Here is a 24,819-nt window from a genome sequence, read left to right as displayed (position 1 = left end):
TGCGCCACCCCCTCGGCCCCGGCCCGGCGGCACCCTCCCCCACGTCACGGAAAGAGCGCGGTGGACCGCCGCCGGATACGCCCGGCCGGAAAAGGTTCAGGCGGTGCGGCCGGAGGCCGCCACACCCGCCGTGAACAGCACGAGCACCGCCGCGAGGACCACGAGGAGCGGCCCGGACCAGGTGCCCGTCGCCTCGTGCACCGCGCCCACGACCGACGGCCCGGTCGCGGCGACGGTGTAGCCGCCGCCCTGCACCAGCGCGGACATGCGGCGGTTCTCGGTGAGGTCCCGCGCGCGCCGCACCACGAGGGAGAAGATCACGGTGATCCCGCCGCCCTGCGCGGCCCCGCCCAGCGCGCACCACACCGCCCAGCTCTCCGGGGCGAGCAGCAGGCCGAGCGGCAGCGCCGCCCACGCCGCGCAGACCACGGCCACGACGATCCGCGGCGAGGGGCACAGCCGCAGCAGCACGGGGACGCCGAAGGCGCCCACGATCGCCGCGATCTGGAAGACCGAGGAGCTCACGCCCGCCGCGGAGTCGCTCATGCCGAGCTCGTCGCCGAGCAGCAGCGGCAGCCACGCCGTCACGCCGTAGTAGGCGAAGGCCTGCCCGGCGAACGCGATCGTGAGGCCCCAGACCACCGGCCGGCGCCACCACACGGGTCCGGCAACGGGCGCTTCCGCGGCCGCCGCGTCGGCCGGCGTGCCCGCGCCCAGCGACCGGGTCGCCCACCACCACACACCGGCCGCGACCAGCACCAGCACGCCCCAGGACGCCAGGGCGAACCGCCAGTCCGTGGCGCCCGCGATCGGCACGGTCAGCGAGAGGGTGATCATCGAGCCGATGTTGAGCGCGGCCGTGTACATGCCGAGCACGGCACCCGCCTGCCGCGGCAGGTCCCGCCCGATGACCACCGGCACCGCCACGTTGCCCACGGTGATCGCCGCGCCGATCAGCAGCGTCCCGGCGACCGCGGCCGGCAGCCCGTCGAGGGAGCGCACGACGGTCCCGGCGAGCAGCACGCCCAGCGCGACCAGCACGCCGCGGCCGAGCCCGGTGCGCGCCAGCAGCGCCGACGCGAGCGGGGTGGCCAGCCCGAAGCACAGGACCGGGAGGCTGGTGAGCAGGCCCGCCGTGCCGGCGTCGATCCCCAGGTCCGCGCGGATCGCCTCGGTGACCGGCGAGACGGCGACGATCGGGCCGCGCAGGTTCAGCGCGAGCAGCAGGATCGCGGAGACGAGCAGGACGGGGGCGACGGTCGGGGGCGGTGCTGCGGTGCGGGCGCTGGCGTGAGTTTCGTCCGTGGCGGTCACTGGTTTCATCCTTGCAGTGCGAAACCAGGAGGTCACGCGGTCGTGAGCGAGGGAACTCCCGTGGGCCCGTGGACGAGACGCACGACCGAGCTCGTCCTGCCCGACGACGGCGCCGGCCGGTCGGCCGCGGCCCTGTTCACCGGGGCCGGTGTGCGGGGGCGCGGTGGTGCGGCTGGCCGAGCGTCACGGTGTCCCCGCCGGGCGGACGCTGCTGGCGCTGCTCTCGGCGCTGTAGCCGCGCTGTGGCCGCGCTGTGGCCGCGCCGTGGCCGCGCTGGAGCCGGTCAGTCGTCCCGCCGCTGGTAGACGTCCGGGATCCCGTCGGCGTCGGAGTCCACCGCCTCCTCCGCCTCCATCCGCCGGTAGCGGGCGTTGCGGATGCGCAGGATCACGCTCGCCACCAGGGCGGAGAGCAGCGAGCCGGTGAGCACGCCGATCTTGACCTCGCCGTCGATGGCCGAGCCCGGGCCGAAGGCCAGCTCGCCGATCAGCAGCGACACCGTGAACCCGATCCCGCCGAGCACCGCGAGGCCGAGCACGTCCCACCAGCTCAGACCCTCGGCGAGTCGTGCCCGGGTGAACCGCTGGACCGCCCAGGTCGCGCCGAGCACGCCCACCGCCTTGCCCACGAACAGGCCCAGGGCCGCCCCGAGGGTGACGGGGTGCAGGAACGCGCCGACGCCGGCGTCGACCACGGAGACCCCGGCCGCGAAGAACGCGAAGATCGGCACGGCGACGCCCGCCGACAGCGGCCGGAACCGGTGCTCGAAGTGCTCGGCCAGGCCCGGCCCTGGTCCCGCGGCGCGCCGCACCACCGGAACGGCGAACCCGAGCAGCACGCCCGCGACCGTGGCGTGCACCCCGGAGGCGTGCACCAGCCCCCAGGTGAGGGCGGCGAGCGGGAGCAGCAGCCACCAGGACCGCACCCGCCGCTGCACGAGCACCGTGAACAGCGCGAGCGGGACCAGCGCCAGCAGCAGCGGCACCGGGTGCAGGTCGTCCGTGTAGAAGATCGCGATGATCGTGATGGCCAGCAGGTCGTCGACCACGGCGAGGGTGAGCAGGAAGGTGCGCAGGGCGGACGGCAGGTGCGTGGAGATCACCGCGAGCACGGCCAGGGCGAACGCGATGTCGGTGGCGGTGGGGATGGCCCAGCCGACGGCCGTGCCCGCACCCAGGTTCAGCGCGGTGAAGATCACGGCCGGCACGATCATGCCGCCGACGGCCGCGGCCACCGGCAGCGACGCCCGCCGCGGATCACGCAGGTCACCGGCCACGAACTCGCGCTTGAGCTCCAGCCCTGCCACGAAGAAGAAGATCGCCAACAGCCCGTCCGACGCCCAGGCCGCGAGCGTGAGGTCCAGGTGGAGCGCGGCCGGGCCGACGGTGATCGCCCCGAGCGCCGAGTAGGTCCCCTGCCATGGCGAGTTCGCCCAGATCAGCGCGACGGCGGCCGCCCCGACGAGCAACAGCCCGCCCACGGTCTCGGTGCGGAGCAGGTCGCCGATCCGGCGGGCCTCGGGCCAGGTGCCGCGGTCGAACAGGCGGGCGGGACGGCTCACGACGGTTGGCCTCTCGGTGGGCGGGCACGGCGGGACGGACGCCGACCAGACTTCCCGGCACACCGCGGGCCACCCTACGGCACGCCTTGTGCACGCGAAAAGCGAAAATGTGGCATCTTCGGTATCGACGCAGGTGAGGAGGCCCGTCATGACCGGTGCCGGCATCGGGTCCGCCCGTGGCCGCAGGCCCACGTCCGCCCCGGCCACCGCAGGTGAGATCTTCGCGCTCATCCGGCAGGGTGCCGTCGCCACCCGGACCGAGATCGGCCGGGCGACCGGGCTGTCCCGGACCGCCGTGGCCGCCCGGGTGGACCGGCTCCTCAAGGAGGGCCTGGTCACGGAGGTGCAGGGGGGCGCGGCGACCGGGGGCCGGCCCGCCGCCCGGCTCGCCTTCCACACCGCCGGGGGCACGGTGCTGGCCGCGTCCGTCGGCGTCAGCCGCACCTCGCTCGCCGTCTGCGACCTCGCCGGGACCGTGCTGGCCCAGGACTCGGTGCGGATGCGGGTGCGCAGCGGGCCCGAGGCCGTGCTGGAGGCGGTCGGCGACCGGCTCGCCCGGCTCATCGGGGAGACCGGCAGCGACCCGGCCCAGGTGCGCGGCATCGGGCTGTCCATCCCCGGCACCGTCGACTCCGTCGCCGGCTGCAGCATCGGCGTCCCGGTGCTGCCGGGCTGGGCCGAGGTCAAGCTGCCGCCGCTGCTCTCCGACCGCTTCCCGGTGCCGGTGCGGGTGGACAACGACGTGAACGTCATGGCCATCGCCGAGCAGCACGCGCACCCCGGCATCGACGACCTGCTGGTGGTGAAGGTCTCCACGGGGATCGGCGCCGCGGTGGTGAGCGGCGGGACGCTGCAGCGGGGCGCCCGGGGCTCGGCCGGCGAGATCGGCCACACCCAGGTCTCCGACGGGCCGGGCACGCCGTGCCACTGCGGCAACGTCGACTGCCTGGAGATCCTGGCGAGCGGCAGCGCGCTGATCCGCGACCTCACCGCGCGCGGGCGCACCGTCGACACCGTGTCCGGGGTCGTCGACCTGGTGCGCAGCGGGGACGCCGAGGCCGTCCGCCTGGTCCGCACCGCCGGGCGGCGGATCGGCGAGGTGCTGGCCTCGGCCGTCAACCTGCTCAACCCGGCCGTGATCACCGTGGGCGGTGACCTGGTCGGCGCCTACGAGCCGCTGGTCGCGGGCATCCGGGAATCGGTGTTCAAGCGTTCGGTGGCCACCGCCACGCAGACGCTGCGGGTGGAGCCGGGCGCGCTGGCCGGGCGCAGCGGCGTCACCGGCTGCGCGATCCTCGTGCTGGACCAGGTGCTGTCCCCCTCGGCGGTCGACGACGTCCTGGCCCAGCACGACCTCACCCCGCCGGACTGACCGCCGGGGCGCGGTAGCCGATGAACTCCAGCTCGCGCGAGACCGTGAAGCCGAGGTGCTCGTAGAGCCGGATGGCCGTGGTGTTGGTCGCGGCGGCGTGCAGGAACGGCAGCTCGCCGCGCCCGCGGATCACCGCGCCCACCGCCCGGACCAACCGGGCGGCCAGCCCCTGCCCGCGCGCGGCGGGATCGGTGCACACCGCGGAGATCTCGGTGCCGCCCGGCACCCGCATGCGCTCCCCCGCCATCGCGACCAGCGCGCCGTCGCGCCGGATGCCGAGGTAGGTGCCGAGCTGGATCGTCCGCGGCAGGAACGGCCCGGGCTTCGTCCGGGCGACCAGGTCCAGCATCTCGGCCACGTCGGCGGGCCCGAGGCGCACGGCCTCCGGATCCCCGGCGACCTCCAGCGCCTCGCCGGTCATCTGCACGCCGGGCAGGTCCATGCCGGTCTCCCACCCCACGGGCGCCTCGCGGCGCGGCCCGGCCAGCACCGCGGACCCGCCGGGGCCGCTCACCGCGGCGAGGTCCGCCCAGTCCTCCGGGGTGGGGTCCAGCGGCAGCCCGGCGAACGGGGTGACGTCCGGCTGGTAACGCGCCGCGCGGCCGCGGAGGTCGGCGAACCCGCGGTGCGGCCCGGTGAGGGCGGCGAGGACGGGATTGGCGAGAGGTCCGGTCGTGTCATCGGGGGACGGGAGAGCCACGAGATCCATCCTGCCCCGCCCGCCGGGTATAGCGTTCCGACGGCTGCGCTCGCCACATTTCGGACCGGCACGACCAGGTTGGAGCATCTCCGTGACGCAGGCACCGACACCCGCCGTCGTCGGCGGCACGACCGTCCATCGCACCCGCGGCCGGCTGTCCGACGGCCGGGAGATCCTCTGGTACGACACCGAGCCCGGCCGGGTGCCCGGCACGGACGAGCGCGGCCTGCCCGAGGTCCACACCGTGTCGCAGATCCGCTACGACGAGCTGCTCGACGAGTGGGTGGCGATCGCCAGTCACCGGCAGACGCGCACGTTTCAGCCCTCCGGCGGGGCGGACCAGTGCCCGCTGTGCCCGACGATCCCGGGCCGCGTCACCGAGGTGCCCACCCCGGACTACGAGACCGTGGTGTTCGAGAACCGCTTCCCGTCGTTCTCCGGCGGGGTCGGCCGGGCCGAGGTGGTCTGCTTCACCAGCGACCACGACGGCCGCTTCGGCGCCCTGCCGCCGGACCGCGTCCGGCTCGTGATCGACACCCTCGCCGACCGCACCGCCGAGCTCTCCGCCCGCCCGGACGTCGAGCAGGTGTTCCCGTTCGAGAACCGCGGCGAGGAGATCGGGGTGACCCTCGCCCACCCGCACGGGCAGATCTACGGCTACCCGTTCGTCACGCCGCGGACCCGGCAGCAGCTGGAGTCGGCCCGGCGGTACCGGGCGCGGACGCGGGGCAACCTCTACGCCGACATCCTCGAGCGGGAGCGGACCGAGGGCGACCGGGTGGTCACGGAGACCCGGCACTGGACCGCATTCGTGCCGAAGGCCGCACGCTGGCCGGTCGAGGTGCACCTCTACCCGCACCGCGGCGCCCCGGACCTGCCGGACCTCACGGACGCCGAGCGCGCCGACCTCGCCACGATCTGGCTCGACGTGCTGGGCCGGCTGGAGCTCTTCCACGGCCGGCCCCTCCCTTACATCGCGGCGTGGCACCAGGCCCCGGTGCGCACGGACCGCGACCTCGCCTGGCTGCACCTCGAGCTGTTCTCGATCCTGCGGGCGCCGAACAAGCTCAAGTTCCTGGCCGGCTCCGAGTCCGGCATGGGCGTGTTCATCAACGACACCACCCCCGAGGACGTCGCCGCGCGGCTGCGCGAGCTGGGCCCGGGTCAGGACGGCACGGGGAAGGACGGCCCGGGGAAGGACGGCCCGGTGACCGGCGGGGCGGGGGCATGAGCGTCGCCACCCGGTTCGCCGAGGTCTACGGCCACGACCCGGCCGGGGTGTGGGCGGCGCCGGGCCGGGTGAACCTGATCGGCGAGCACACCGACTACAACGACGGCTTCGTGCTGCCCCTGGCCCTGGACCGGCGGACCCTCGTCGCCGCCGAGCTCGCCCGGGGCGCCACGACGGTCCGCTCGTCCCGCGAGGCGGAGCTCGTGACGTTCGCGGCGGAGACGGTCGCGCCGGGCGAGGTCACCGGGTGGGCCGCCTACGTGGCCGGGGTGGTGTGGGCCTTCCGCCAGGCCCGGCTGCCCGTCGCCGACCTCGACCTGTTCGTGCAGGGCGACGTGCCGGTGGGGGCGGGGCTGTCGTCCTCGGCGTCACTGGAGTGCGCGGTCGCGGTGGCGCTCGCCGAGCTGACCGGCACCGGCCTCGACCTCACCGAGGTGGCGCACCTGGCCCGGCGGGCGGAGAACGAGTTCGTGGGTGCGCCCACCGGCGGGATGGACCAGATGGCCGCGATGCACGGCGTCGCGGACCGGCTCGTCTTCCTCGACACGCGGTTCGACCACGTCGAGCTGATCCCGTTCGCGCTGGCCACGCACCGACTGCGGCTGCTGGTGATCGACACCCGGGCGCCCCACCGGCTCGTCGACGGCCAGTACGGCGCCCGCCGCGCCGACTGCGCGAAGGCGGCCGAGCTCCTCGGGGTGCCGGCGCTGCGGGACGCGACCGCCGCGGGCGTGGAAACCCTCGGCGACGAGCGCCTGCGCCGGCGGGCCCGGCACGTGGTGACCGAGGACGAGCGCGTGCTCGAGGTGGTCGAGCGGCTGCGGGCGGGGAAGGACCCGCGCGCGATCGGGCCGCTGCTGTCGGCCTCTCACACGTCGATGCGGGACGACTTCGAGATCACGGTCCCGCACGTCGACGTGGCCGCCGCCGTAGCCGAGGAGGCCGGCGCGCACGGGGCCCGGATGACGGGCGGCGGGTTCGGCGGCTGCGTGATCGCGCTGGTCGACGCCGAGGCGGGCGACGGGGTCACGAGGGCGGTCACGGCCGCGTACGCGGAGCGCGGCTGGGAGCCGCCGGTGGTCTTCGACGCCGTGGCCGCCGACGGTGCGGGGCGCGCATGACGCCGTGTCCGTGCGGTTCGGGCGAGCCCTACGGGGCCTGCTGCGGACGTCTGCACGCCGGCGAGCGGGCGGCGACCGCCGAGCAGCTGATGCGCAGCCGGTTCGCGGCCTTCGCCGTGGGCGACGAGGCGTACCTGCGGCGGACCTGGCACCGGTCGACCCGGCCACGCCGGCTGGACCTCGACCCGGCCGTGCGGTGGACGCACCTGGAGATCGTGGACCGGGTGGCGGGCGGCCCGCTCGACACCGACGGGATCGTCGAGTTCCGGGCCCACCACCGGGTCGGCGGCCGGCCGGGGGTGCAGGCCGAGCGCAGCCGGTTCGTCCGCGAGGACGGCGCCTGGCTCTACCTCACCGCGGAGTAGCGGGAGCGACGGGTCAGCGCCCGGACCAGAGCGGCTCGTAGCGGGCCCACTCGCGGGCCCAGGCGGCGTGGTTGCGGGCGGCGCACCGGGCACGGACGACCGCGCGCAGGCCGAGCAGCACCAGCACGCCGACCAGGAGCACGAGCAGCCCGCCGACGACGCCCGTGACCCCGGCCTGCAGCGCGTCGACCGGCGGCGGGGCGATCGCGCCGCTGCTGCGGTCCACCCACACCGGCACGGTGGACCCGGCCGGCTGGGAGCCCAGGACCGGCACGGTGCCGGTGCGCGCGCTGCCGTCCGGCGCGGTCCAGGAGGCGGGGGCGGTGACCTGCGTGGTGCTCGCGGCGGCGTCGACGCCGATCGCCCCGTCGACGGGCTCGAGCAGGGTGGCCTCGACGGAGACCCGGTTCACCGCGTCGGCCCGGGCCTGCTCCAGCCCGTTGCCGTGCAGCTGCATCCCGGTCAGCACCGCGACCGCGACGAGGACCAGCCCGAGCACGCCGAGGATCCACGACGCCGCGGACTCGACGCGGTCCGTCGCCCGCCGGGGGATCCGGTCGGTCCCGACCGCGGAGTACGGGTGCGGGCGGTCCGAGTGATCCGGATTCCCTGGCCGGTGGGGTTGCACGTTCGGGTTCCTCTCCACGTCGGTACCTCCACCGTGCTCCCGGCGGCGGATCCCGGCAACGCGAGTGAGACCCACTTGACCGTGGGATCCGTCACCACGGGGAAGCGGGCCGTCACCGACCGTTCAGCGAAGGTCCTCGGCCTCCGGCGGCCGCGGGGCACCCCAGGCGAGCGCCAGGAGGAGCCGCGCGCGGTTCTCCGGATCGTCGAGCTGGGACCCGAAGAGCTCGTGCAGCCGCGCCAGGCGGTAGCGGACCGTCTGCGGGTGGACGTGCAGCTCGGCGGCCATGGCCTGGCGGTCGCCCAGGTGGCGCAGGTAGGCCGAGAGCGTCTCGCACAGCCGCTCCCGCGAGGCCGGTGCCGAGGCCTCGAGCGGGCGGAGCACCTGGGCGCGCAGCACCTCCAGCAGCCGCGAGTCGCGGTGCACGATGATCGCGTCGAGGTGCTCCTCGGCGAAGACGGGGTCCTCGGGCAGCACCCCGGTCCGCTGCAGCCGAGCCGCCACCTCGGCGATGTGCAGGCTGGCCGGCAGCCGGTCCGGCGACACGGTGGGCCCGACGACCGCGCGGGTGCCGCGCAGCATCCTCGTCAGCCGCTGCCGCCGGCCGCTCTGCGCCGGGTCCGGCACGATCGCCCCGGACAGCCGCGCCCGGTTGATCATCAGCGACGCGGGGTCGAACCGGGACAGCATGCCGTGGCCGAGCAGGCTGTCGTCCTGCACCAGCACCACGGCGACCTCCTGCGGCACCTGCCAGCCGGCCCGGGCGGCCGCGGCCTGCACGGCACCCTCTGTGGCGCGGTCGGAGAGCAGCAGCTCCACCAGCTCCTCGCGCAGCCGCTCGCGGGCGACGGCGGCCTCGGACTGCTCGAGCACGAAGCCGTGCGCCGCCGACGACGACAGCCGGTCGACGAACGCGAACACGCCCTCGGCCAGCCCGGCCAGCACCGCCGGCTCCAGGTGCAGCTCCACCGCCACCAGCGCGACGTGCCGCCAGAACACCCGCGCCCCGAGCTGGAAGGCCGACAGCAACGTGGAGACGTCCCGGCCCTCCCGCCACTGTGTGCGGCCGATCTCCTCGAACAGCTCCTGCTCGCCGAACCCGGACGGGTACTCCCCCGTGACCTCCGGATCGGCCGAGATCTCGCTGCTGACCGCGACCAGCCGGTACAGCGCGTGGTGCGCCGCCGCCGCCACCTCCGTGCGATTCGCGTCGACGAACCGGGCGTAATCCGGCCAATCGGTCAACAATGCCGCGCCGACCTCCTCCAGCACGGCCGGGACGCGCGCGAGCAGGGCGTCGACGAGCTCGTCCGTTCCGGCGCGCGGCATCTCCACACCGAGGTTGTACGCCCGGAGGGGCGAAGGGCGCACCAGTTTTGTACGTCCGTGACAATTCTGGACCGCAAGAATTAACACGGGTTGAGGAGAGTCGCACCCCCTTCCTGCGACACGATCAGCGGCGTGGGACGGGGGAACGGAACGCCCGTGGGGGCGTCGGCGGGCGGGCGCGCCGGCGGGGCGGAGGGCGGCCGGCGGGCCGCGCCCGGACCGTCCCCGGCGATCCCGGCCGATCCCGCCGGGGCCGCCCGGCTGCGCGAGGCCGAGGCCGCCGAGAACTTCCCCGTCGCCGTGCGGGTCCTGCCCGCACGGTATCGCCGCAGGTTGCGGGCGGTGTACGACGTCGTCCGGACGATCGACGACCTCGGCGACGAGGGCGCCGGCACCCCCGCCGAGCGGATCGCCGCGCTCGAGGCCTTCCGCGCCGACCTGCACGCGCCCACGCCCCCGCGGCCGGTGCTGCGCCGGCTGGCCGACATCGCGCCGGACCTGCCGGCGGAGCCGTTCGACCGGCTCCTCGACGCCAACGTCCGGGACCAGCAGCGGCCGACCTACGACACCTGGGACGCGCTCCTCGGCTACTGCGCTTTGTCGGCGGACCCCATCGGGCGGCTCGTCCTGGCGATCTTCGAGGTGCCCGCGGACGCCGAGATCGAGCACGCCTCCGACGCCGTCTGCACCGCGCTGCAGCTGCTCGAGCACCTGCAGGACGTCCGGGAGGACCGCGGCCGGGGCCGGATCTACCTGCCTGCCGAGGACCGCGCGGCGTTCGGCGTCGCGGAGGCCGACCTCGACCGCGCCGTCGCCACCCGGGAGCTCCGCGCGCTCGTCCGGTACGAGACCCAGCGGGCCGAGCAACTCCTCGACGCCGGCTCACCGGTCGTCGGCGCCCTGCAGGGGTGGGCGCGGCTCGCGGTGGCGGGCTACGTCGCCGGCGGCCGGGCGGCGGCCGACGCCCTGCACCGGGTCGACGGCGAGGTCCTCGGTCGCGCCGCCGAGGCCGCGCGCAGCAGGAAAAGAGATGTCCTGCGGCACCTGCCCGCGGTACTCCTGCAGTCCCGACCACCAGGCCGCCCGCGCCGGACCCGGCCCCGACCGGATCTCCCGCGCCCGACCCCCCGGAGCTGCCGATGACCGACCCCTCCCGGCCGACCGCCACCACCGCCGCCACGACCGACCGCTCCCCCGCCACCGGCGACGGCACCGCCGCCGACCACGACACCCTCACCGACACCGACTACACCGCCGACCTCCCCGCCGCCTACGCCGCCTGCGAGGAGATCACCCGCCGCGAGGCCCGCAACTTCTCCTACGGGATCCGCCTCCTGCCGGCCCCGAAGCGGGCCGCACTCTCGGCCGTCTACGCCCTCGCCCGCCGCATCGACGACATCGGCGACGGCGACTTCGACCCGCCCGGTGGCGCCACGGTCGTCTCGTTCGAGGAGAAGGCCACCGCGCTCGCCGAGGTCAGGGCCTCCGTCCGAGCCATGCGGGAGCAGACCCCCGACCCGTTCGACCCGGTGCTGGTGGGCGTCGCGGACGCCGCCCGCCGCTACCCCGTCCCGCTCGGCGCCTTCGAGGAGCTGATCGACGGTGTGGAGGCCGACGCCCGGATGGACCACGCCGCGGAGCAGCTCGGCGAGGCCGCTCGCCCGCACGCGACGTTCGACGACATGACGGTCTACTGCCGGCAGGTCGCGGGCTCGGTGGGCCGGCTCTGCCTGGGCATCTTCGGCTCCCGCCCCGACGAGCACGCCGCGGAGTACGCGGACCGGCTCGGCATCGCCCTGCAGCAGACCAACATCCTCCGCGACATCCGCGAGGACCTCCGCAACGGCCGGGTCTACCTGCCGACCGGGGAGCTCGCGCGGTTCGGCGCCGAGCTCCGCCTCGACGACGCAGGCGTACTCGACGACCCGGACGGCGCCCTCGCGGCCTACATCCGCTTCGCCGCGGACCGGGCGCGCGGCTGGTACGCCGAGGGACTGAGACTGCTCCCGCTCCTCGACCGGCGCAGCGCCGCCTGCGCCGGGGCGATGGCGGGCATCTACCGGCGCCTGCTGGAGGACATCGCCGCCGATCCGCGCTCCGTGTACGCGCAACGGCGGTCGCTGTCCGGGGCGCAGAAGATCGGCGTGGCGCTCCGCGCCCTGGCGGGGCGGACGGCGTGACCGGCGGGGCGCGGGTCGCGGTCGTCGGCGGGGGGCTCGCCGGCGTCGCCGCCGCGCTCCGGTGCGCCGAGGCGGGGCTCGCCGTCACGCTGCTCGAGTCGCGCGCCCGGCTCGGCGGGGTGGCCGGCTCGTTCACCCGGGGCGAGCTCGCGGTCGACACCGGCCAGCACGTCTTCCTCCGCTGCTGCACCGCCTACCGGGACTTCGTCGCGCGGATCGGCGCCGCGGACCTGATCATGATCCAGGAGCGGCTGGACATCCCGGTACTGGCACCCGGGGCCGCCCCGGCCCGGCTGCGCCGCACGGCGCTGTCCAGGCTGCCCGCCCCGCTGCACCTGGGAGGTGCCCTGCTGCGCTACCGGCACCTGCCAGTCGCCGACCGGTTCCGGCTGGTCCGGGCGGCCCTGGCGCTCGGCGCGGTCGACCGCGCGGACCCCGCCACGGACGCCCGGTCCTTCGGCGACTGGCTGGCCGCCCACGGGCAGGGCCGCCGGGCCGTCGACGCGCTGTGGGACCTGGTCGGCATCGCCACCCTCAACGCCCGTGCCGGCGACGCCTCGCTCGCGCTCGCCGCCACGGTCTTCCAGCTCGGCCTGCTCACCGACGCCGCCGCCGGCGACATCGGCTGGGCCACCGCGCCGCTCGGCGCGATCCACGACGACGCCGCCCGCCGCGCCCTCGCGGCGACCGGTGTGGAGGTGAGGAGGTCCGCGAAGGCGCGGGCGCTCGTGCAGGACGGGACCCGGCCGGGAGGCCGGTGGCGGGTCCCGCTGGCAACCAACGACGGAGAGGAGGAGCTCGTGACCGACCGGATCGTGTGCGCCGTGCCGCCGGGCCCGGCGGAGCGGCTGCTGCCCGCGGGGGCGCTGCCGCTGCCCGGGGGCTGGGCCGACCGGCTGGGCAGCACCCCCATCGTCAACGTGCACGTCGTCTACGACCGCCGGGTTCTCGCGGACGACTTCGCGGCCGGCGTCGACACCCCCGTGCAGTGGGTCTTCGACCGGACCGGCCAGTCCGGCGCCGCCGCCGTGTACGGGCCGGGTGCCCAGTACCTCGCCGTGTCGCTCTCGGCGGCCGACGACCTGGTGGGGCTGCCCGCGGCCGCGCTGCGCGAGCGGTTCCTCCCGGCGCTGGAGGCCCTGCTGCCGGCGGCCCGGGACGCGGTGGTCCTCGACTCGTTCGTGACCCGGGAGCCGCACGCGACCTTCCGCGGCGCCCCCGGCCAGGCGGCGCTGCGTCCCGGCCCCCGCACCGCCCTGCCCGGGCTCTACGTGGCCGGCGCGTGGACCGACACCGGCTGGCCCGCGACCATGGAGGGCGCGGTGCGCAGCGGCGAGGCCGCCGCCGAGGCCCTCCTCGCCGACCGGGCTGCCGTCCCGGCAGAGGCGGCCGCATGACCGCCGTCCTCGGGACCACCGACACCGCCGCGGCCGGACCGGACGTGCCGGCCCTGCTGGCGGGCTGCCGGGACGCCGTCACCCCCGCGCTGAAGGCCGCCGTCGCCCGGCTCGACACCGCCAGCCGCGAGCAGGCCGAGTACCACCTGGGCTGGGTGGAGCTGGACGGCTCGCCGGGCCGCGGCGGCGGCAAGGCCGTGCGGCCCGCGCTGGCGCTGCTCTCCGCCCGGGCCGCCGGCGCGCCCGCCGAGACCGGGATCGCCGGGGCCGTGGCCGTGGAGCTGGTGCACAACTTCTCCCTGCTCCACGACGACCTCATGGACGGCGACACCGAGCGCCGGCACCGCCCGACCGTCTGGGCCCGCTGGGGCGCGGCCTCCGCCATCCTCTGCGGCGACGCCCTGCTGGCGCTGGCCACCGAGGTGCTGCTCGAGGACCCGTCGCCGCACGCGGCCGTGGCGGCCCGGCTGATCGCCACCACCACCCGGGAGCTGATCCGCGGGCAGGCCGAGGACGTCGCCTTCGAGGAGCGCACGGACGTCGGCGTCGACGAGTGCCTCTCGATGGCGGCGGGCAAGACCGGCTCGCTGCTGGCCACCAGCGCGGCGATCGGCGCGGTGCTGGCCGGGGCCCCGGCGGCCACGGTCGCCGGCCTGCGGGACTACGGCGCGGCGATCGGGCTGGCCTTCCAGCTCGTCGACGACCTGCTGGGGATCTGGGGCGACCCGGCGGTCACCGGCAAGCCCGTGCTCTCGGACCTGCGCTCGCGCAAGAAGTCCCTTCCCGTGACCTTCGCGGTGCAGCGCGGCGGGGCGGCCGGGCGGGAGCTGGCCGCGTGGCTCGCGCGCTCGGGCGAGCAGACCGAGGAGGAACTGCGTGCGGCCGCCGACCTCGTCGAACGGGGTGGCGGGCGCGACTGGGCCGCCGCCGAGGCGCGGCGGCAGATGGACCTCGCCGAACGGGCCCTCACCGGTGCCGGGCTCGACGGCGACCCCCGCGCCGAGCTCGTCGCGCTCGGCCGCCACCTCACGACCCGTAGCTTCTGACCAGGGAGAACTGGTGACCCTCACCGCACCGGAGACCACCACCACCGAGGCCGGTGACGCGCGGCGGACGCTCGACGCGGCCGTCGGCTTCCTGAGGTCGATCCAGCACGAGCGCGGCTGGTGGCAGGGCGACCTCGAGACCAACGTGACCATGGACGCCGAGGACCTGCTCATGCGGGAGTTCCTCGGCATCCGCACCGCGCGGGAGACGGAGGAGGCCGCCCGCTGGATCCGCTCGCAGCAGCGGGAGGACGGCACCTGGGCCACCTTCGCGGATGGGCCGGGCGACCTCTCCACGACGATCGAGGCCTGGGTCGCGCTGCGGCTGGCCGGGGACGACCCGGCCGAGCCGCACATGCGCGCGGCGGAGAAGTTCTGCCTGGCCGAAGGCGGGATCGAGCGCTCCCGGGTGTTCACCCGGATCTGGCTGGCGCTGTTCGGGCTGTGGTCGTGGGACGACCTGCCGAACATGCCGCCGGAGCTGGTCTTCCTGCCGAGGTGGTTCCCGCTGAACGTCTACGACTGGTCCTGCTGGGCCCGGCAGACGGTGGTGCCGCTGACGATCGTCGCGACGCTGCGGCCCGTGCGGCCGCTGCCCTTCGGCGTCGACGAGCTGCGGTCGGGGGCGGCCCCCGAGGCGTTCGACGCGCCCTGGACCTGGGCCGGGGTCTTCCAGCGGCTCGACGTCGGCCTGCACGCCTACGCGAAGCGCCCGCTCACCCCGCTGCGCCGGCTCGCGATGCGCCGCGGTGCCGAGTGGATCCTGGCCCGCCAGGAGGCCGACGGCGGCTGGGGCGGGATCCAGCCCCCGTGGGTGTACTCGCTGATCGCCCTGCACCTGCTCGGCTACCCGCTCGACCACCCGGCGATGAAGGCCGGGATCGAGGGCTTCGAGCGGTTCCTCGTCCGCCGGGAGACCCCGGACGGCACGATCCGCATGCTCGAGGCCTGCCAGTCCCCGGTCTGGGACACCTGCCTGGCGGTCACGGCCCTGCTCGACGCCGGCGTCCCCGCCGACGACCCGGACGTGCTCCGGGCCGCGACCTGGCTGCTCGACGAGGAGGTCCAGGGGGTCCGCGGCGACTGGGCGGTCCGCCGCCCCGACCTCCCCGTCGGCGGCTGGGCCTTCGAGTTCGACAACGACGGCTACCCCGACACGGACGACACCGCCGAGGTCGTGCTGGCCCTGCGGCGGGTGGCCCACCCCGACCCGGCGCGCCTGCGGGCGGCCGTCGACCGCGGCGTCGTGTGGACCGTCGGGATGCAGTCCTCCGACGGCGGCTGGGGCGCCTTCGACGCCGACAACACCCGCGAGCTCGTCACCAAGCTGCCGTTCTGCGACTTCGGCGCGGTGATCGACCCGCCGTCCGCCGACGTCACCGCGCACGTGGTCGAGATGCTCGCCCACGAGGGCCTGGCGGACGGCGAGGCCTGCCGGCGCGGCGTGCGCTGGCTGCTCGACCACCAGGAGTCCGACGGCTCGTGGTTCGGCCGGTGGGGCGCCAACCACGTCTACGGCACCGGCGGTGTCGTACCGGCGCTGGTCGCGGCCGGGATCCCCGCGTCCGACCCGGCGGTCCGGCGCGCGGTCGCCTGGCTGGAGCGCCACCAGAACGCCGACGGCGGCTGGGGCGAGGACATCCGCTCCTACTCCGACCCGAGCTGGATCGGCCGCGGCGAGTCCACGGCGTCGCAGACGGCGTGGGGGCTGCTCGCGCTGGTCGCGGCCGGGGAGGCGCGGTCGCGGGCGGCCCGGCGGGCCGTCGCCTTCCTCGCGCGCACCCAGCTCGCCGACGGCAGCTGGGAGGAGGAGATGTACACGGGCACCGGGTTCCCCGGCGCCTTCTACATCCGCTACCGGCTGTACCGCATGACGTTCCCCGTCTCCGCCCTCGGGCGCTGGTGCGAGGAGGTGGGTGCATGAGCACGCTCCGGGACCACCGGGCACTGGGACCGCCGGTCGTCTGCGCCCCGCTGGGCGTGGAACGCGCCGCCCTGCGCGGCGTGGTCGGCGACGCGACCGTCGTCCGGACGGGCATGGGTCCGGCCCGGGCACAGGCGTCCGCCGCGTGGATCGCCTCCGGCGGTCCGCGTCCCGTGCTGGTCACGGGCGTGGCCGGGGCACTCGACGCCGCGGTGCGGGCCGGCGACCTCGTCGTCGCCGACGAGATCCGGTTCACCGACTTCCGGGCGCCGGTGCCCGTCCCGACCGCCGCGCCGCTCGCCGCCGCGCTGCGCCGGCTCGGCCTGCGGGTGCACCTGGGGCCGATCGTGTCCTCCCCGACGGTGGTCGAGGGGGCACGGCGCGCGGGCCTCGGCCGGGAGGGAGCCCTCGCCGTCGACATGGAGTCCGGGTGGCTCGCCGAGGCAGCGGCGGGCGGGCCGTTCGCGGTGGTCCGGGCGATCGTCGACACCCCGGAGGCGCCGCTGGTGCGGCCGGGCACCCCGGTCCGCGGCCTCACCGCGCTGCGCGTCCTGCGCCGGGCCGCGCCCGCCCTGCGGGCGTGGTTCGCGGCGGCCGCCGCACGGGAGGTGGTGCTCGCCGAGCCGCGCAGCTTCTGCGCCGGGGTGGAGCGGGCGATCGACATCGTCGACCGGGCGCTCGACCGCTACGGCGCGCCGGTCTACGTGCGCCGGCAGATCGTGCACAACGCCCACGTCGTGCGCCGGCTGACCGAGCGCGGCGCGGTGTTCGTCCAGGAGGTCGAGGAGGTTCCCCGCGGCGCGACCTGCGTGCTCGCCGCGCACGGGGTCTCCCCCGCGGTCCGCGCCCAGGCCGAGGCCCGCGACCTCGCCGTCATCGACGCCACCTGCCCGCTCGTCGCCAAGGTGCACGCCGAGGTCAAGCGGCACACCGGCCGCGGCGAGACGGTCTTCCTCATCGGCCACTCCGACCACGAGGAGGTCGAGGGCACCGTCGGCGAGGCGCCCGCCGACATCGTCGTCGTCGAGGACGAGGCCATGGCCCACACGGTGACCGCGCCCGACCCGGGCCGGGTCGCCTACGCGATGCAGACCACCCTCGCGGTGGACGAGGCCGAACGGATCGCCGCGGTGCTGCGCGGCCGGTTCCCGGCCATCTCGACCCCCCGCCGCGACGACATCTGCTACGCCACCACGAACCGCCAGCGCGCGATCCGCGCGGTGGCCGCCGGGACCGACCTCGTGCTCGTCGTCGGCTCGGAGAACTCGTCGAACTCCCGCCGGCTGGCCGAGGTGGCCGCCCGCGCGGGCACCCCGGCCCACCTCGTCGACGACGTGGGCGGGATCGACCTGACCTGGCTCCGCGGAGCCCGGCGGGTCGGGGTCAGCGCGGGGGCGTCGGCGCCCCCGGAGCTCGTCGACGAGGTCGTGTCCTGTCTCTCCGGCCTCGGCCCGGTCGCCGTCACGACGACCACCACCGGGACCGAGGACGTCGTCTTCACCCTTCCCAAGGAGGTGAGCTGACCAGATGGCCATGCCACTGCGCCAGTCGATCCGTCTCGGTTCGTACCTGCTGAAGCAGAAGATCAAGGGGACCGAGAAGTTCCCGATCCTGGTCGAGCTCGAACCGCTGTTCGCCTGCAACCTCAAGTGCAACGGCTGCGGGAAGATCCAGCAGCCCGCGCACCTGCTGAAGCAGCGCATGCCGGTCGAGCAGGCCGTGAACGCCGTCCTGGAGAGCGGCGCCCCGATGGTCTCCATCGCCGGCGGCGAACCGTTGATGCACAAGGAGATCGACGTCATCGTCCGGCGGCTGCTGGACCTCGGCAAGATCGTCTTCCTGTGCACGAACGCGGTGCTGCTGCCCAAGCACCTGCACCGCTTCACCCCGCACAAGAACTTCGCCTGGATGGTGCACATCGACGGGCTGCGCGAGCGGCACGACGAGTCGGTGGCCAAGGAGGGCGTGTTCGACCAGGCCGTCGCCGCGATCAGGATGGCGCAGGAGGCCGGGTTCCGGGTCAACACGAACACCACGTTCTTCGACACCGACACGCCGCAGGACGTCATCGACGTGCTCGACTACCTCAACGACGAGCTCAAGGTCGACAACATGCAGATCTCGCCGGGGTACGCCTACGAGAAGGCCCCGGACCAGGAGCACTTCCTGGGCGTCCAGCAGACGCGCGAGCTGTTCAAGAAGGCCTTCGACGGCGGCCGCCGCCGGAAGTGGCGGCTCAACCACTCGTCGGTCTTCCTGGACTTCCTCGAGGGGCGCCGCGACCTCGACTGCACGGCGTGGGCCATCCCGTCGTACTCGCTGCTCGGCTGGCAGAAGCCCTGCTACCTGCTCGACGACGGGTACGTGAAGACCTACCGGGAGCTCATCGACGACACCGACTGGGAGGCCTACGGGCGCGGGAAGGACGAGCGCTGCGCCAACTGCATGGCGCACTGCGGCTACGAGCCGTCGGCGGTGTTCGCCACCCTCGGGTCGCTGCGGGACACCATCCGTACGGCCGCGGGGGCCTGAGCGGTCTCGAAGGAGCAGGTCGGAACGGTGGAGGGACGCGGGCTCACGGGGAGGTCACAACGGGCGACCGGCCCGTTATCTCCCCGTGACCCGGCCCGCTACACTCCCGCAAACGCGCTTGACAGCGCGGGCGGACTGGTACCCCGAGCCGAGAAGGACCTGTATGCCGGAGCACCGGATGACGACTCTGATCCATCTCCCCCCGATCGGATCCCTGCTGCGCCACGCCGGACGCCCGCTCCTGGAGTCCACGCTCATCCCCCTCGCGCTGTTCTGGATCCTGTTCACGCACGCGGGGTTCGACGCCGGGATCATCGGGGCGCTCTCCTGGTCGGCCCTGGCGATCGGCCGGCGGGTCGTCACGCGGCGGAAGATCCCCGCGATCCTCTGGCTGACCACCGTCCTGCTCGTCGCCCGGACCGTGGTCGGGCTGTGGACCGGGTCCGCGTTCCTCTACTTCCTGCAGCCCACCGTGCAGAACTTCGTGTTCGCCGGGCTGCTGCTCGTCACGATCGGGCTGGAGCGGCCGCTGCTGGCCAAGCTGGCGGACGACTTCTGCGCCTTCCCCGACGCGCTCACCCAGCACCCGCGGATGAAGAGCTTCTTCAAGAAGGTCTCGCTGCTCTGGGCGGCGGTCTTCCTCGTCAACGGCGTGACCACGCTCGCCGTGCTGGCCACCCAGACCGTCGGCAACTTCCTCATGGTGTCCACGGCCGGCTCGTACTCGCTGGTCGCGGTGGGCATCGGGCTCTCGCTCTGGTGGTTCCAGCGTTCGCTGGCCGGCGAGGGCATCGGGCTGCGGATCGGCGTGCCGCAACCGAAGCTCCGCGTGGGCTGACCCCGTCCTCAGACGCGGCGGGCCAGCTCCTCGAGTTCCGCGTCGAGCGTGCGCCGGGAGAACTCCCGGGCCCGCCGGCTCAGCTCCTCGCGCCCCTCGGGTTCGGCGCGCAGCCGCCGGACGGCCGCGGTGACGTCGGCGGGTCGGGCGCAGACCAGTGCCAGCCCCGCCTCCTCCGTCATCCGGGCCCCGGCGCGGCCGTGCCCGGGTACGGGGTTCGCGAACAGCACGGGGGTGCCCACGGCGAGCGACTCGCTCGCGATCATCCCGCCTGCGGTGGTGAGCACCAGGTCCGCCGCGGTGATCAGCTCGGGCACCCGGTCCGTCCAGCCCAGTGCGCTCAGGCCGGGCCTGCCCCGCGCCGCCAGCCGCGCCCGCAACCGCTCGTTGCGCCCGCACAGCACCACGGCCTCGACCGGTGGGCCCTCCCCCGCCCCGCCCGCCAGCACGGCGTCGACCACGCCCTCCATGCCGCCGAAGGCCAGCGAGCCGCCGGTCACGAGGACCACGAAGGCCGCCTCCGGCAGCCCCAGCGCCCGCCGGGTCGCCGCCCGGTCGCCGGGGTGGAAGCGCCGGTCGACGGCGGCCGGCGCCACCCGTACCTCGGCCTCCGGGACCAGGCCCGCGGCCTGTGCGCGGCTGGCCGGCAGCAGCGTCCAGGTCTCGTCGACGTCCGCCCACACCCAGAACGGGTGCACGGCGACGTCCGTGACCACCGCCACGCTGCGCGCGGGCAGCTGTCCGCGCCGGCGCAGCCACGCCAGCCCGCCGCTGATCATCGGGTAGGTGGAGACCACCAGGTCCGGCTGCTCCTCGCGCAGCAGCGGGGCCAGGGACCGGCCCAGACGCGCGGCCGCGACCTGCTTGCACAGCGCGGCGAACCGCGGATGGCGCACGAGCAGGTCGTAGCCCAGGCCGTACAGGCCGGGTGCCCAGCGCATGGTGGCGGCGTAGGAGCGGCGCAGCACCGCGTCCCGCACACCGCCGCGGCGTCCGCCGCTCGCGCTCTCCACCTCGTGCACCTCGGCGGCGGGCCAGAGCTGCCGCATCCGCGCGGCCAGCGCGCGGGCGGCCGCCACGTGGCCCTCCCCCACCGGGGCCGACAGCACCAGCACCCGGCGCGGCGCTCCACCGTCCATACAGGACACCGTACCCCCGTTCCGGTTCCCCGAACCACTCCCCGCACGGCAAGGACGACATGACCGATCCGCAACGGTTGCTGCTGGTCACCGGCAGTATGGGCGCGGGCCACCACGCGGCGGCCCGCGCCGTCGAGGAACACGCCCGGCGGCTGTGGCCGGGCGTCGAGGTGGCCTGGACCGAGACCCTCGACGGCATGGGCCCGCACACCGGGCCGGTGTTCCGCGCGGTCTACGCCGGCTGCATCCGGTACCTGCCCTGGCTGTACGAGCTGTACTTCCGGCTGCTCTGGCACGTGCCCGTCTTCCGGGCCGGCACCCGCGCCGTGATCGGGCGGTGGAGCGGCCGCGGCCTGGAGCCGGCGCTCCGGGAGCACCGGCCCGACCTGGTCGTCGCCACCTTCCCGGAGGGCATCACCGGGCTGGCGTGGCTGCGCCACCGCGGCCGACTGGCGGTCCCCGCCGTGGCCCTGGTCAACGACCCCGCCCCGCACCCGCTGTGGGCCTCCCCGGCGCTCGACCTGCACCTGGTCAGCACGGAGGAGGGTGCCGCGCTGCTGCGCAGGGCCGCGCGCGGCGCCCCGGTCCGGGTGGCGGCGCTGCCCGTGGTCTCCGCCTTCACCCCGCCCGAGGAGGCGCCCCGGGAGCGGCCCCGGGTCCTCGTGTCCTGCGGCTCGCTGGGCTTCGGCGACGTCGCCGCGGCCTGCGCAGGCGCGCTCGACGCCGGTGCCACGGTCCTCGTCACCACCGGCCGGCTTCCTGCGCTGCGCCGCCGACTGGAGCGGCTGGCCGGCGCCCACCCGGACGGGGCGCGGCTGACCGTCGTCGACTGGATCGACGATCCCGCGACCGCCACCCGCGACTCCGACCTGGTGATCACCAACGGCGGGGGCGCCACCGCGCTCGAGGCGCTGGCCTGCGCCCGCCCGCTGCTGCTCGCCGACCCGATCCCCGGGCACGGCCGGGCCAACGCCGAGGTGCTGGCCGCCGCGGGCCTCGCCCGGATCTGCCGCGGGCGGGCGGGCGTGGCGGAGGCGGTCGCCGAGCTGCGCGACCCCGGCGCGCGGGCGGTCGTCGTCAAGGACCTGCGGCGCCGGCTCGAGGCCCAGGACCTGGACCGGGACGTCGCGGCGCTCGCCGGCCTCGGCGCCCCGCCCGTCGAGGAGCGGCTGCGCCCGCAGGACGCCCTGTTCGTGCACGCCGCCACCCCGGAGGTGCCGCAGCAGGTCGGGGCCCGGATCACGGTCGAGGGGGCCCCGGCCGAGGGCTGGGTGGCACACCTCGACGGCCTGGTCCGCGCGCGGGCGTCGGACCTCGACCTGCTCACCCGGGTGCTCGCCCCGCCGCGCCCGGGCCGGCCGCTGCGCTGGCGGCACGATCCCGCCCCGGACCCGGTGGCCCACGTTCGCCGGGAGGTGTGGCGGATCGGGCCGGAGGGCGACCACCCGAGCTGGGACGCGGCCGTCACGGCGTTCTTCGCCGACGCGCTCGACCCGGGCCTGGGCTGGGAGCTGCAGGCCGCCTGCGCCGATACCGGCGAGGCCGCCGTGCTGGCGCGGGTGCACCACGCCCTCGGCGACGGCCTCGCGGTCACCGACGGGCTCATCCGCCTGCTCACCGACGAGAACGCCGGGACCCCGGCCGCCCGTATGGCGGCGGCCGCCGAGGGCGGGCGGGCCGCGCGGCTCCGGCACGCGCTCATCGTCGTCCGGGGCGTCGCGAGCCTCGCCACCGCGGGGCCGGCCGGTCGGTCCCCGCTGGTCGGGCGGTCGGGCCCCGGGCCGCGGCGGATCGCGGTCGACCTCGACGGGTCCGCCGTCCGCCGCGCGGCCCGCGCCCACGGCGTCGGCACCACGGTGCTGGTCCTGGCCGCCCTCGCGCAGACGCTGCACGAGGAGTTCGACGCCCCGCCGCGGATCCGCACCATGGTGCCGATGACGACCCGCACCCGTGCCGGCGTCGGCAGCCGGGCCGGCGGGAACCGGACGGCGGCGGTGTCGGTGGACCTGCCGACCGGGCCGATGACCCCGGCCGACCGGATCGCCCGGGTGGAGGCGGCGCTGACCGAGGGCTCGTCGGCCGGGCAGCCGGAGGGCGCGGCGGCGGTGCTGGCGGCGCTCGGACTGCTGCCGGGCCGGGTGCAGGCACCGCTGGTCCGGCTCGTGTACGGCCGGCGGTTCTTCCACCTGCTGGCCTCGGTCATGCCGGGTGCCCGCCGGCCGCTGCACCTGCGCGGCGGCCTGATCACGACGGTCCAGCCGGTGCTGCCGCTGGCCGACGGCGTCGGTCTCGCGGTCGGGGCGCTGCACTGGGGCCGCCACACGTGCGTGGGGATCACCGCGGACCCCGCGATACTTCCCGTGATCGAGGGAATACCCGCTGGCCTGAGGCGGTCGTTGGGGAGTATGCAGCTACCCGGACGCCCGTACTGATCGGGAGGGTCCGGACGCACCGGGGGGTGGGTATGGACGGCGACATGCTGATCGCGGTCCCCGCCGCCGTGCTCGGGGCCGCCGGGTTCGGGCTCGCCACCGCGGCCCAGCAACGCGCCACGCACGAGGTGGAGACCGCGCCGACGCTGAGTCCGCGGCTGATCACCACACTGCTCCGCCGGCCGATGTGGCTGCTGGGGTTGGTGGCCACGATCGTCGCGCTGGTGCTGCAGCTGATCGCGCTGGCGTACGGGGCGATCGCGGTCGTCCAGCCGCTGCTCGTCACCGGCGTGGTGTTCGCGGCGGCGTTCTCCTCTTTGATGTCCCGCCGCCGGCCGGACCCGCTGATCCTGTTGGGCGCGCTGCTGTGCTCCGCCGGGATCGCCGCGTTCCTGCTGCTCGCGCGGCCGGTGCCGTCGGACCAGGAGCACGTCGACGTCTGGGGCGGGCTGCCGCTCGCCATCGCGCTGGCCGCCGCGGTGGTCGGGTCGATCGTGTACTCGTCGCTGGTGCGGCACCCCACCCGGGTGCTCGCACTCGCCCTCGCGACCGGGATCATGTACGGCGTCACGGCCGGGCTGATGAAGGTCGTCACGGGGCAGCTGCGCGTCGGGCTGCTGGAGCCGTTCCAGCACGTCACGCTCTACGCGGTGTGCGTGGTCGGGCCGATCGGGTTCCTGCTGAGCCAGAACACGTTCCAGCAGGGGCGGATGGTGTCGCCGGCCGTCGCCGTGATCACCAGCGTCGACCCGGTGGTCGCGGTGCTGATCGGGGTGTGGTGGCTGGGCGAGCGGCTCGACGCCACGCCGACGCTCCTCGCGGGGCAGTGCGTCGCCGCGGTCGTGGTGATCGCCGGCATCGCCTTCATCACCCTGCGCGGCAGTCACCTGCTCCACGAGCTCGACGCCCAGCACGCGGCGGCCGGGAGGGCCGGGCCGGACGTCGCACCGGGATGAGGCGCGGGAGGCGCGGATGAGGGTGGCGGAGCGGGTGGCGCTGGTGACCGGGGCGTCGTCGGGCATCGGGGCGGCGGTCGCGCAGCGGCTGGCGGGCGACGGTGCGCGGCTGGTGCTGACCGGGCGGGACCCGGAGCGGCTGCAGCAGGTGGCGGAGCGAACCGGGGCGAAGGCGGTGGTCGCCGACCTCGCCGCGGGCGTCGACACCCTGCTCGACGCGTTGCCCGCCCGGCCCGCACTCGTCGTCCACTGCGCGGGGGTCGGGGCGGCCGGGCCGCTCGAGGAGCTCTCGCCCGCCCGGGTCGACGAGCTGCTCGACCTGAACCTGCGGGCGCCGATCCAGCTGACCCGGGCGCTGCTGCCCGGCCTGCGGGAGGAGCGCGGACACCTGGTGTTCGTCGCCTCCATCGCGGCCCTCGGGGTGGCCGGCGAGGCCGTGTACTCCGCCACGAAGGCGGGGCTCCGGGGCTTCGCCGACGCGGTGCGGATCGAGGCGCCCGAGGTCGGCGTCACGACGGTGCTGCCCGGCGCGGTGGACACACCCTACTTCGGGCGGCGGGGCCGGGAGTACGACCGGCGCTTCCCGCGGCCGATCCGCGCGGACCGGGTGGCCGAGGAGATCGTCCGCGGGATCCGGCGGGGGTCCGTCGAGGTCGTCACACCGCGGTGGCTGGCGCTGGGCGCCAAGGTGCACGGCGCCGCGCCGGCCCTGTTCGCCCGGGCCTCGCGCCGCTTCGGCTGAGGACCACGAACG

21 protein-coding genes are annotated in these 24,819 nt (G+C 75.7%); 15 read left to right on the top strand and 6 right to left on the bottom strand.

Annotated elements, in window-relative coordinates:
* Window positions 1-96: 96 nt before the first annotated feature.
* Both AB0B41_RS22095 and nhaA read right to left on the bottom strand, forming a co-directional pair.
* Window positions 97-1,314, bottom strand: coding sequence for an MFS transporter (locus AB0B41_RS22095; protein ID WP_358206169.1), 1,218 nt, complete (start codon window positions 1,312-1,314; stop codon window positions 97-99).
* Window positions 1,315-1,597: 283 nt separating this feature from the next.
* Complete coding sequence (nhaA, locus tag AB0B41_RS22090; protein WP_358206167.1) at window positions 1,598-2,875, bottom strand: Na+/H+ antiporter NhaA; 1,278 nt, start codon at window positions 2,873-2,875, stop codon at window positions 1,598-1,600.
* Window positions 2,876-3,023: 148 nt separating this feature from the next.
* Here nhaA and AB0B41_RS22085 point away from each other — a divergent pair, with 148 nt between their 5' ends.
* Window positions 3,024-4,247, top strand: a complete 1,224-nt coding sequence (locus tag AB0B41_RS22085) for an ROK family transcriptional regulator (protein ID WP_358206165.1) — start codon at window positions 3,024-3,026, stop codon at window positions 4,245-4,247.
* Here the strand turns inward: AB0B41_RS22085 and AB0B41_RS22080 are convergent.
* Window positions 4,231-4,947, bottom strand: a complete 717-nt coding sequence (locus tag AB0B41_RS22080; protein ID WP_358206163.1) for a GNAT family N-acetyltransferase — start codon at window positions 4,945-4,947, stop codon at window positions 4,231-4,233. The genes AB0B41_RS22085 and AB0B41_RS22080 overlap by 17 nt on opposite strands.
* 154 nt (window positions 4,948-5,101) lie before the next feature.
* Here AB0B41_RS22080 and galT point away from each other — a divergent pair, with 154 nt between their 5' ends.
* The 3 genes from galT to AB0B41_RS22065 are packed head-to-tail and all read left to right on the top strand — an operon-like array spanning window position 5,102 to window position 7,664.
* Window positions 5,102-6,178 (top strand): galactose-1-phosphate uridylyltransferase, encoded by a 1,077-nt coding sequence (gene galT, locus AB0B41_RS22075; RefSeq protein WP_358206186.1) that lies wholly within the window; start codon window positions 5,102-5,104, stop codon window positions 6,176-6,178.
* Entirely contained in the window at window positions 6,175-7,299 is a 1,125-nt protein-coding gene (galK, locus tag AB0B41_RS22070; protein ID WP_358206161.1) for a galactokinase, read from the top strand. The genes galT and galK overlap by 4 nt, the downstream gene beginning before the upstream one ends.
* Window positions 7,296-7,664 carry a YchJ family metal-binding protein gene (locus tag AB0B41_RS22065; protein ID WP_358206159.1) on the top strand — a complete coding sequence of 123 codons (369 nt, stop codon included), beginning with the start codon at window positions 7,296-7,298 and terminating at the stop codon, window positions 7,662-7,664. Before galK ends, AB0B41_RS22065 begins: the two co-directional genes overlap by 4 nt.
* Window positions 7,665-7,677: 13 nt before the next feature.
* Here AB0B41_RS22065 and AB0B41_RS22060 read toward each other — a convergent pair whose 3' ends face one another.
* Together AB0B41_RS22060 and AB0B41_RS22055 are read right to left on the bottom strand one after the other, a co-directional pair.
* Entirely contained in the window at window positions 7,678-8,310 is a 633-nt protein-coding gene (locus tag AB0B41_RS22060) for a hypothetical protein (RefSeq protein ID WP_358206157.1), read from the bottom strand.
* A gap of 105 nt (window positions 8,311-8,415) precedes the next feature.
* Window positions 8,416-9,621, bottom strand: coding sequence for a helix-turn-helix domain-containing protein (locus AB0B41_RS22055; RefSeq protein ID WP_358206183.1), 1,206 nt, complete (start codon window positions 9,619-9,621; stop codon window positions 8,416-8,418).
* Between the two features lie 132 nt (window positions 9,622-9,753).
* Between AB0B41_RS22055 and hpnC the strand changes: the two genes are divergently transcribed.
* From hpnC to AB0B41_RS22015, 8 genes are all read left to right on the top strand, one after another.
* A complete protein-coding gene (gene hpnC / locus AB0B41_RS22050; protein ID WP_358206154.1) occupies window positions 9,754-10,764 on the top strand; it encodes a squalene synthase HpnC in 1,011 nt (336 codons plus the stop codon).
* A complete protein-coding gene (locus AB0B41_RS22045; protein ID WP_358206152.1) occupies window positions 10,761-11,801 on the top strand; it encodes a squalene/phytoene synthase family protein in 1,041 nt (346 codons plus the stop codon). The genes hpnC and AB0B41_RS22045 overlap by 4 nt, the downstream gene beginning before the upstream one ends.
* Window positions 11,798-13,198 carry a hydroxysqualene dehydroxylase HpnE gene (gene hpnE / locus AB0B41_RS22040; protein WP_358206150.1) on the top strand — a complete coding sequence of 467 codons (1,401 nt, stop codon included), beginning with the start codon at window positions 11,798-11,800 and terminating at the stop codon, window positions 13,196-13,198. Before AB0B41_RS22045 ends, hpnE begins: the two co-directional genes overlap by 4 nt.
* Window positions 13,195-14,244, top strand: a complete 1,050-nt coding sequence (locus AB0B41_RS22035) for a polyprenyl synthetase family protein (RefSeq protein WP_358206147.1) — start codon at window positions 13,195-13,197, stop codon at window positions 14,242-14,244. Before hpnE ends, AB0B41_RS22035 begins: the two co-directional genes overlap by 4 nt.
* 13 nt (window positions 14,245-14,257) lie before the next feature.
* A complete protein-coding gene (shc, locus tag AB0B41_RS22030; protein ID WP_358206145.1) occupies window positions 14,258-16,168 on the top strand; it encodes a squalene--hopene cyclase in 1,911 nt (636 codons plus the stop codon).
* Complete coding sequence (gene ispH / locus AB0B41_RS22025) at window positions 16,165-17,691, top strand: 4-hydroxy-3-methylbut-2-enyl diphosphate reductase (RefSeq protein ID WP_358206142.1); 1,527 nt, start codon at window positions 16,165-16,167, stop codon at window positions 17,689-17,691. Before shc ends, ispH begins: the two co-directional genes overlap by 4 nt.
* A gap of 4 nt (window positions 17,692-17,695) precedes the next feature.
* A complete protein-coding gene (hpnH, locus tag AB0B41_RS22020; RefSeq protein ID WP_358206140.1) occupies window positions 17,696-18,700 on the top strand; it encodes an adenosyl-hopene transferase HpnH in 1,005 nt (334 codons plus the stop codon).
* A gap of 178 nt (window positions 18,701-18,878) precedes the next feature.
* The gene (locus AB0B41_RS22015) at window positions 18,879-19,538 is read left to right on the top strand and encodes a VC0807 family protein (protein ID WP_358206138.1); all 660 of its coding nucleotides are present in this window, start codon (window positions 18,879-18,881) and stop codon (window positions 19,536-19,538) included.
* An 8-nt stretch (window positions 19,539-19,546) separates the two neighbouring features.
* Here AB0B41_RS22015 and AB0B41_RS22010 read toward each other — a convergent pair whose 3' ends face one another.
* Complete coding sequence (locus AB0B41_RS22010; RefSeq protein ID WP_358206136.1) at window positions 19,547-20,677, bottom strand: glycosyltransferase; 1,131 nt, start codon at window positions 20,675-20,677, stop codon at window positions 19,547-19,549.
* A 59-nt stretch (window positions 20,678-20,736) separates the two neighbouring features.
* On the opposite strand from AB0B41_RS22010, the gene AB0B41_RS22005 reads away from it, so the two are divergent.
* Genes AB0B41_RS22005 through AB0B41_RS21995 form a run of 3 tightly spaced genes read left to right on the top strand, consistent with a single transcriptional unit; the run spans window position 20,737 to window position 24,807 of the window.
* On the top strand, window positions 20,737-23,109 hold the full coding sequence (locus AB0B41_RS22005; RefSeq protein ID WP_358206133.1) for a WS/DGAT domain-containing protein: 2,373 nt from the start codon (window positions 20,737-20,739) through the stop codon (window positions 23,107-23,109).
* 44 nt (window positions 23,110-23,153) lie between these two features.
* A complete protein-coding gene (locus AB0B41_RS22000; protein ID WP_358206131.1) occupies window positions 23,154-24,065 on the top strand; it encodes a DMT family transporter in 912 nt (303 codons plus the stop codon).
* Window positions 24,066-24,081: 16 nt separating this feature from the next.
* A complete protein-coding gene (locus AB0B41_RS21995) occupies window positions 24,082-24,807 on the top strand; it encodes an SDR family NAD(P)-dependent oxidoreductase (protein ID WP_358206129.1) in 726 nt (241 codons plus the stop codon).
* The last annotated feature ends 12 nt before the right edge of the window (window positions 24,808-24,819 follow it).

The sequence above is a fragment of the Pseudonocardia sp. NPDC049154 genome (assembly GCF_040648315.1).
GTDB lineage: Bacteria > Actinomycetota > Actinomycetes > Mycobacteriales > Pseudonocardiaceae > Pseudonocardia.
Note: the sequence above shows the minus strand (reverse complement) of the source record. Positions and strands in the feature narration are given on the sequence as shown.

What these genes read in the sequence shown, in the direction of transcription:
- AB0B41_RS22000 (WP_358206131.1), top strand. Translation starts at nt 23,154, where the DNA reads ATGCTGATCGCGGTCCCCGCCGCCGTGCTCGGGGCCGCCGGGTTCGGG.
- AB0B41_RS22055 (WP_358206183.1), bottom strand. Translation starts at nt 9,621, where the DNA reads ATGCCGCGCGCCGGAACGGACGAGCTCGTCGACGCCCTGCTCGCGCGC.
- AB0B41_RS22085 (WP_358206165.1), top strand. Translation starts at nt 3,024, where the DNA reads ATGACCGGTGCCGGCATCGGGTCCGCCCGTGGCCGCAGGCCCACGTCC.
- galK (WP_358206161.1), top strand. Translation starts at nt 6,175, where the DNA reads ATGAGCGTCGCCACCCGGTTCGCCGAGGTCTACGGCCACGACCCGGCC.
- AB0B41_RS22065 (WP_358206159.1), top strand. Translation starts at nt 7,296, where the DNA reads ATGACGCCGTGTCCGTGCGGTTCGGGCGAGCCCTACGGGGCCTGCTGC.
- AB0B41_RS22010 (WP_358206136.1), bottom strand. Translation starts at nt 20,677, where the DNA reads ATGGACGGTGGAGCGCCGCGCCGGGTGCTGGTGCTGTCGGCCCCGGTG.
- AB0B41_RS22035 (WP_358206147.1), top strand. Translation starts at nt 13,195, where the DNA reads ATGACCGCCGTCCTCGGGACCACCGACACCGCCGCGGCCGGACCGGAC.
- AB0B41_RS22045 (WP_358206152.1), top strand. Translation starts at nt 10,761, where the DNA reads ATGACCGACCCCTCCCGGCCGACCGCCACCACCGCCGCCACGACCGAC.
- hpnH (WP_358206140.1), top strand. Translation starts at nt 17,696, where the DNA reads ATGGCCATGCCACTGCGCCAGTCGATCCGTCTCGGTTCGTACCTGCTG.
- ispH (WP_358206142.1), top strand. Translation starts at nt 16,165, where the DNA reads ATGAGCACGCTCCGGGACCACCGGGCACTGGGACCGCCGGTCGTCTGC.
- AB0B41_RS21995 (WP_358206129.1), top strand. Translation starts at nt 24,082, where the DNA reads ATGAGGGTGGCGGAGCGGGTGGCGCTGGTGACCGGGGCGTCGTCGGGC.
- AB0B41_RS22005 (WP_358206133.1), top strand. Translation starts at nt 20,737, where the DNA reads ATGACCGATCCGCAACGGTTGCTGCTGGTCACCGGCAGTATGGGCGCG.
- AB0B41_RS22015 (WP_358206138.1), top strand. Translation starts at nt 18,879, where the DNA reads ATGACGACTCTGATCCATCTCCCCCCGATCGGATCCCTGCTGCGCCAC.